Source organism: Paraburkholderia sp. UYCP14C, assembly GCF_004197395.1.
Classification (GTDB): domain Bacteria; phylum Pseudomonadota; class Gammaproteobacteria; order Burkholderiales; family Burkholderiaceae; genus Paraburkholderia.
In genome coordinates, this window is record NZ_SELS01000075.1 from 26,541 (window position 1) to 33,018 (window position 6,478).

The window sequence follows — 6,478 nt, forward strand, 5'->3', positions numbered from 1 at the left end:
CCGACCGTCAAGGAATCCGGACCATGGACTGACTCTTGATGGCCGAACTGCGCCCGACGCGCGACTCCGGTTCATCCCCACGTGCGTGGGGAACATCGTTTGGGCGGATAGCCTACCGCCGTGATACGCGGGGCGTCCCCACGCATGTGGGGAACACTGCAGCGTGTTTTCGCCCGCCGCGATCAGCGTCGGCTCATCCCCACGCCTGTGGGGAACACCGCAAACCTCGGCGCGATCCTTTAACGCGCGCCGGTTCATCCCCACGCACGTGGGGAACACCCAAAGCCTTCCCGGTACTCAATGAAGTCCATCGGTTCATCCCCACGTGCACGTGCGTGGGGAACACGCGTATTTCGCCATGGCCGCGAATCCTCACGACGGTTCATCCCCACGCCTGTGGGGAACACTTCGTGCGCGTGAACAGCACCGCGTGCGGCACCGGTTCATCAGCCTTCGTCAGCTACGACCCTGGTGCTCCAGTTGCGTGACTTCAGCCCGAGGACACTTTGCGCGGCAACCCCGCCGCGGCGTCGATGGCTTTCGCGGCATGGAGCACTTGCGCCAGTCGGACGACTTTGGTGCCTTTCCACTCGGCGGGCAGGAACGCGCGAATCGGCGCCTCCGGGCCGTTGTAGAGAACCGATGCCGTGCCCGAGTGGAAATCGATGCGCATGAATAGCAGGTACTCCGCGACGCCGTCACCAGGCGTAAATGCGGGCCCCGATTTTTTGCTACCCGTAGCCTTGACCTGCACGGTTCTGCCCGAGCGCGTAAGCGCATCGACCCCTCCTGTGCGGTGCAGCGGCAGCACGAGGTCGAAGTGTTCCAGCGCGAGGGCTTCAGCAATATCGCCAACAAGCCTGCCGTCCAGCGTGAACGTGAGTCCCGTATGCGCATAGTGCCGCACGAGTGCCTTATGGGACGCCCACAGATCGCGGACGACCTCAGGCAGCGGCAGCACGAGCGGATCACCCGTGGATTGCGACGGCGCAGGCCGGGAGGTCTCAGCGAGAATCTCGTGTTCGCAGGTTGCGGTTGATGGATCCGCGGGCTCGGGTGTCACTGTGCTCATAGACGTGCTCGAAGATCTGCTCGAGTGTGAGCAGGTTACGCTAAATCGCGAAGGTTCACGAGGTGGCCGGCTTGGGCCGTCGACCGAGCCGTGGCTGTGATGGACGCGTGATGATTACCCAGGAAAGAGTGCGATGGCCTTTGCCGGCGAGCCTTGTGCCGGAAACAGTGACTGATCCGCAGTCCCTCTGGCCCGCCCAGCCGCCTTCGGCTGTGAATGACGTTTTCACGCCCATGCGCATCGCGCTCTGCCCTCCAGGCCTGTTGCTACGGGCCCTGACGATGGATGCCTTACGTCGCGGGCGTCCTAACGCGTGTCCCAAAGGTGTCCAACTGAGTCGCGGTGGTATCGTTGTTGCGACCACCCGTCACACCAAGGAGACCCGAAATGTCCGATGCAACAGAAGACTTAGACCATGATCACGGCCGCAATGAGCGCTTTGGCGGTTACGCCCGCGTGACGATTCAAGGCGTGACGCACATTGTCGACGCGTCGAGGTTTGAACGCGTTGACGATGGCACGCGCCCCCTGGGTGATGGTGACTCGCAATACGAGGAGTTGTTTCGCGCACCCGTGCAGGACGATGACGACCCCAACAGCCGACCAGATTGGATTCACCTGAGTGTCGTGCGCGTCAATGATGGTCCCTACCAGTTCTGGGGGCATGCGCAGGTTGCGGAGGGGCCCAACGTGCTCAACGCTAAAGTCGACGACAGCGGGCTCGAGATGAACGGGCCCGGCGACGACGACGAGGAGGAAGACAACAGCGACGACGACATCGAGGACGACGACGATAGCGAGGAGGAATACGACTGAATGGGCACGGACGCCCACCAGTCAAACCCGTGACCGCTCCCACGCATGAAACGGCAACCACGACCAGGCGCCGGTCAGCTCCGCCGCCTGTACCACCAGGAGAAGGCTATGGACGTACCCGAGTACCTGTATGCCGCCCGGAAGGAACAAGGGCCGACGCCTCAACTCGCCAAGGACTTCGAACACGCTTTCGGGCTGCTCTACACGGTCCTCTGCCAGAAATGCCAGTGGACCGGCAGTGGCAGGATCTCCGCCGTGCGGCCCGTGCTTAGTGCTCTCGGTATCGGCCATATCACAATGATGGCCGACACGTTCCGGCGCTTCAGAACTCGCCCATCCTTCATGGTCGAACACCCGGCGTTCGACTTTTTCTGGGCCTTCCTTCTGCCGGGCGGCACGGCGCTGATTCCTGAGGCGTGCGACGCGATACGGGTAGTCGCTAGCAGCCTGGCCGTACACGCGTACCTTGACGACGCTCAGGCCGAAGAAATTGTCGCGATCACGCTGGGCGCGCCGACGTTCGAAGCGCTGATGAATGGCTCCACTATGCCGACTGACCCGCTCATCGACCTGCACGGACCCGCGCGTCGTTCGTGGCAGGTGTTCACCATGCACCCGGAAGTGGATGAACTCGAATACTTGCGCACGCTAGCGCCGCAACCCGGCCGCGTTAGGGCAGATCTCGAAGACATCGTCCGTCGCAACTGCACGATTCTCGTCAACGCCGCCGCGAACCGCGAGAACTGTCGCCTGGATCAACACGACGACGTCTACGCGGGAGAGGTCCTGCGTGGCCGGTGTGCCCCGCAGACCCCAGAAGTACACGCAAGAGTCTGGAGCCTGGGCGGCTCTAACGGCCATCTCGACGCACTGTTGCTCGGCGGTGAAGACGAGGGCAAGTTTGTAGCGTGGCTCTCAGCGGCGATCCAGGCTTTCAAAGAGGACGGTGTTCCCTTACCGCTGAGCGTTACCGTCGAGCCGCGTCGCGCTGAGGGCGAGCCCCTTCCAGCGTGTGTGCCGGTTGCGGGCGATGTTCGGCAGTACCAGCCGGAAGCACTCAACCTTTGACAGCCTCCCTCCCGTGAGAAGCCGCCGACGCAACGTCCGTACCCAGTGTGCAGGTGTGCGCTATGCCGGCTCGGCGGGCAAAAAGCCGACCTTTGAACTTGGATTCAGGCGACTATTTGTTCGCCGGCATTGGGCGCCCGCAGCACGGGCATAGCGGGCGGCTTGCACGTTGCGCGCGCGCCTTTAGTGCGTTGTAGACGGCGGCGGATGTGAGGCCGAAACGCTTAGCTGCGGCGTGGTGTCCGGGTTAGCGTCCAGGTACTCAAGGGCAGCACGCGTCTTCGATAGCGCGGGCGCGGCGTCCGTGGGTGCAGAGGGCTTCAGATAGACGCCATACAAGCGTATGGTCCGGACGCAGTGGCGCGTTCAGGCTGTCGACTGGCACTGCCTGAGCCTTGCCCGAGCTGTCCTCATAGACCGCGAGGCCCACCACGCTCTCGCGTTCGAGCGCTTCGGTAATCGCGCCGTGGTCCCACAAAGATTGACAACCAAATGTTCCGCGCGACCGCCATCACCGCGCATCCGACGCGCACCAAGCAGTGCTATAACCAAATCCAAACTTATATTCGACGTCGGCTGTACGCCGAACTTCGGTCATTCGATAGCGCTAGTTGAATGTCCCATGATGGCCGGGAGTACTCGTTCATACAGTTTTCCGGAAAGCCGCCATTGATGACTCCAGCGGCAGCTCTATAGCACGTTCAACCAACTGGTGCTCTCGGCCATGAGGCGTCGTTCGCTGGTCACGAAGATCGGACGTTCCAACGTCGCCTCGAGTCCCGCGAACGGTCATTCGGTTGGCGACGACGAACAGTCAAACTGGCCTCCTGGGCTGCAGAAACCAGCGCGATCGATAGGGTTGCGCGGTGCGGGTCGACTGGCGCCAGCCCACGCCTATCAAGCGCACGGAGAAACTCAATTCTCCGCGTAAACCCCGCCAAAAGAAATCGCCTACCGTAAGAACCCGGTAAGCGGACGCTTTTAACGTACTCACAAGCGCATCCAAAGAGCAACACGCTGAGAATGCGTGCGCGAGAGCATCGCACCACATCCCCGCACGGGGATCCCCAAACTCATATGGATCGCAGATCGCTCTGGCGCTGCCCGTACGAGGGCGTTCTTTCAGGCAAAGAAAGATACTCATGCAGGAGACGGAAATGGACCTCAAACTCGTAGAGAAAATTAAATCGAGCGCGACATACCGCGAACTGGTGCGGAAGCGCTCGAAGCTCGGCTGGACTCTGACCGCCCTCGTGCTGGTCGTGTACTACGGTTACGTGCTGCTCATCGCATTCAACAAGGACGTGCTTGCCGCGAAGATGGGCGCGGGGGTGATGACCTGGGGCATGCCGATCGGACTTTTCGTGATCGTATTCACCGTGGTGATCACCGGCCTCTACGTGCGCCACGCCAACAGTACCTACGACGAACTCACCGACCAGATCAAGCGGGAGGCCGCATGAAGGCTCGACAACTCCTCGCCGTCAGCGCGCTGTTCACCGCTTCGGCTAGTTGCTTCGCCGCCGGCGCCGACCTCGGTCAGGCGGTCAAGCAGGCGACCAACTGGACCGCGATCAGCATGTTCATCGTGTTCGTGATCGGGACGCTCTTCATCACCAAATGGGCCGCCAAGAAGACGCGCTCGGCCGCCGAGTTCTACACCGCGGGCGGCGGAATCACTGGCTTTCAGAACGGCCTTGCGATCGCAGGCGACTTCATGTCCGCCGCGTCGTTCCTCGGCATCTCGGCCGCTGTCTACGCGAACGGATATGACGGTCTCATCTATTCGATCGGCTTTCTGGTGGGCTGGCCGATCATCACGTTCCTGATGGCTGAACGACTGCGCAATCTCGGCCGCTTCACGTTCGCCGATGTGGCCGCCTACCGCTTCAAGCAAACCCCGATACGCGCGTTCGCCGCATCGGGCACGCTCGTCGTGGTGGCGTTTTACCTGATCGCGCAGATGGTGGGTGCTGGACAGCTCATCAAGCTGCTGTTCGGTCTCGAATACTGGATCGCGGTGGTGATCGTCGGCGCGCTGATGATGGTGTACGTGCTCTTCGGCGGCATGACCGCGACCACCTGGGTGCAGATCATAAAAGCCTGCCTGCTCCTCGCGGGCGCCTCGTTCATGGCGTTCATGGTGCTCTGGCAATTCCATTTCAGCCCCGAGGCGCTCTTCGCGAAGGCCGTCGAGGTGCACGAGAAGAAGGCGTCGATCATGGGGCCGGGCAATTTCATCAAGGACCCGATCTCAGCGATCTCGTTCGGCATCGCGCTGATGTTCGGCACAGCCGGCCTGCCGCACATTCTAATGCGCTTTTTTACCGTTCCCAATGCGAAGGAAGCACGTAAGTCGGTGTTCTGGGCGACCACTTGGATCGGCTACTTCTACATCCTCACCTTCATCATCGGCTTTGGCGCGATCGTGCTGGTGAGCACCAATCCAGTCTTCAAGGACGCGGGCGGCAAGCTGCTCGGCGGTGCCAACATGGCCGCCGTGCATCTGGCGAGTGCGGTCGGCGGAAACGTGTTCCTCGGCTTTATCTCGGCCGTCGCGTTCGCGACCATCCTCGCCGTGGTCGCGGGCCTCACGCTCGCCGGCGCGTCGGCGGTGTCGCACGATCTGTACGCGACCGTGTTTAAGCACGGCAAGGCATCGAGCGCAAGCGAGCTGCGCGTTTCGCGCGTCACCACGATCGTGCTGGGCATCGTTGCGGTTGTGCTCGGCATCGTGTTCGAGAAGCAGAACATCGCATTCATGGTGTCGCTTGCCTTTGCTGTGGCGGCCTCTGCGAATTTCCCGGTCCTGTTCATGTCCGTGCTTTGGCGCGGCTGCACGACGCGCGGTGCGGCCATCGGCGGCTTCCTCGGGCTGCTCTCGGCGGTGCTGCTGACGGTCCTCTCCAAGGCGGTGTGGGTCGACGTATTCCATTACGCGAACGCGCCGTTCCCGTACGCATCGCCCGCGCTCTTCTCGGTGGCGATCGGCTTCGCCGGCATCTGGATCTTCTCGGTGACCGACAAGTCCGCTCGCGCACGCATTGACCAGGCCGGGTTCGAGGCGCAGACCGTGCGCTCGGAAACCGGAATCGGCGCGGTGGAGGGCGCGAGCCACTAAACAGGCCTTGCGCACTTCGAGGGGCGAGATCGTTACTCGGCGAGAACGTTAATATCAAGGCCGCTGCGCTCGTCCCCGAACTGACAGGCTTCTTTGGCACATCAGCCCACAAGGCGCCGCTTGAAGCCACGCGCGAGCGGCCGCTCGCAGGTCCGATCCACGCTCGGGAGCGGTCATTGCTGCGGCGCCGATCCAAACGGCAGAAGAAGGTCGCAAGTACGCGTTCGCCGATGTGAGAGTCGCGGCTCTGGAGCCGGCTCGGACGAACGGCCGGTTAGCACCGTGGAGCCGCCCGACGAGAGGCGGTAGCTGAGCGTCTGCAATGGCCGATTATGCAAAGTCGTCGATTATGGATAGCAATGGTTTTGGCAGCGGGGACAGTCCGATGGGCACAGGGTGTG

5 protein-coding genes are annotated in these 6,478 nt (G+C 62.2%); 4 read left to right on the plus strand and 1 reads right to left on the minus strand.

Going from position 1 to position 6,478, the window contains the following annotated elements; translation table 11 throughout:
* Positions 1–490: 490 nt before the first annotated feature.
* Positions 491–961 carry a hypothetical protein gene (locus tag EVC45_RS38215; protein WP_129963299.1) on the minus strand — a complete coding sequence of 157 codons (471 nt, stop codon included), beginning with the start codon at positions 959–961 and terminating at the stop codon, positions 491–493.
* A 498-nt stretch (positions 962–1,459) separates the two neighbouring features.
* Between EVC45_RS38215 and EVC45_RS38220 the strand changes: the two genes are divergently transcribed.
* The 4 genes from EVC45_RS38220 to EVC45_RS38235 all read left to right on the plus strand — a co-directional run bounded on the left by EVC45_RS38220 (position 1,460) and on the right by EVC45_RS38235 (position 6,077).
* The gene (locus tag EVC45_RS38220; protein WP_129963300.1) at positions 1,460–1,888 is read left to right on the plus strand and encodes a hypothetical protein; all 429 of its coding nucleotides are present in this window, start codon (positions 1,460–1,462) and stop codon (positions 1,886–1,888) included.
* A 108-nt stretch (positions 1,889–1,996) separates the two neighbouring features.
* Positions 1,997–2,956 (plus strand): hypothetical protein, encoded by a 960-nt coding sequence (locus EVC45_RS38225; RefSeq protein ID WP_129963301.1) that lies wholly within the window; start codon positions 1,997–1,999, stop codon positions 2,954–2,956.
* 1,157 nt (positions 2,957–4,113) lie between these two features.
* Positions 4,114–4,419: a DUF485 domain-containing protein gene (locus EVC45_RS38230; protein WP_129963302.1), complete on the plus strand. Its 306-nt coding sequence runs from the start codon at positions 4,114–4,116 to the stop codon at positions 4,417–4,419.
* Positions 4,416–6,077: a cation acetate symporter gene (locus EVC45_RS38235; RefSeq protein WP_129963303.1), complete on the plus strand. Its 1,662-nt coding sequence runs from the start codon at positions 4,416–4,418 to the stop codon at positions 6,075–6,077. The genes EVC45_RS38230 and EVC45_RS38235 overlap by 4 nt, the downstream gene beginning before the upstream one ends.
* The last annotated feature ends 401 nt before the right edge of the window (positions 6,078–6,478 follow it).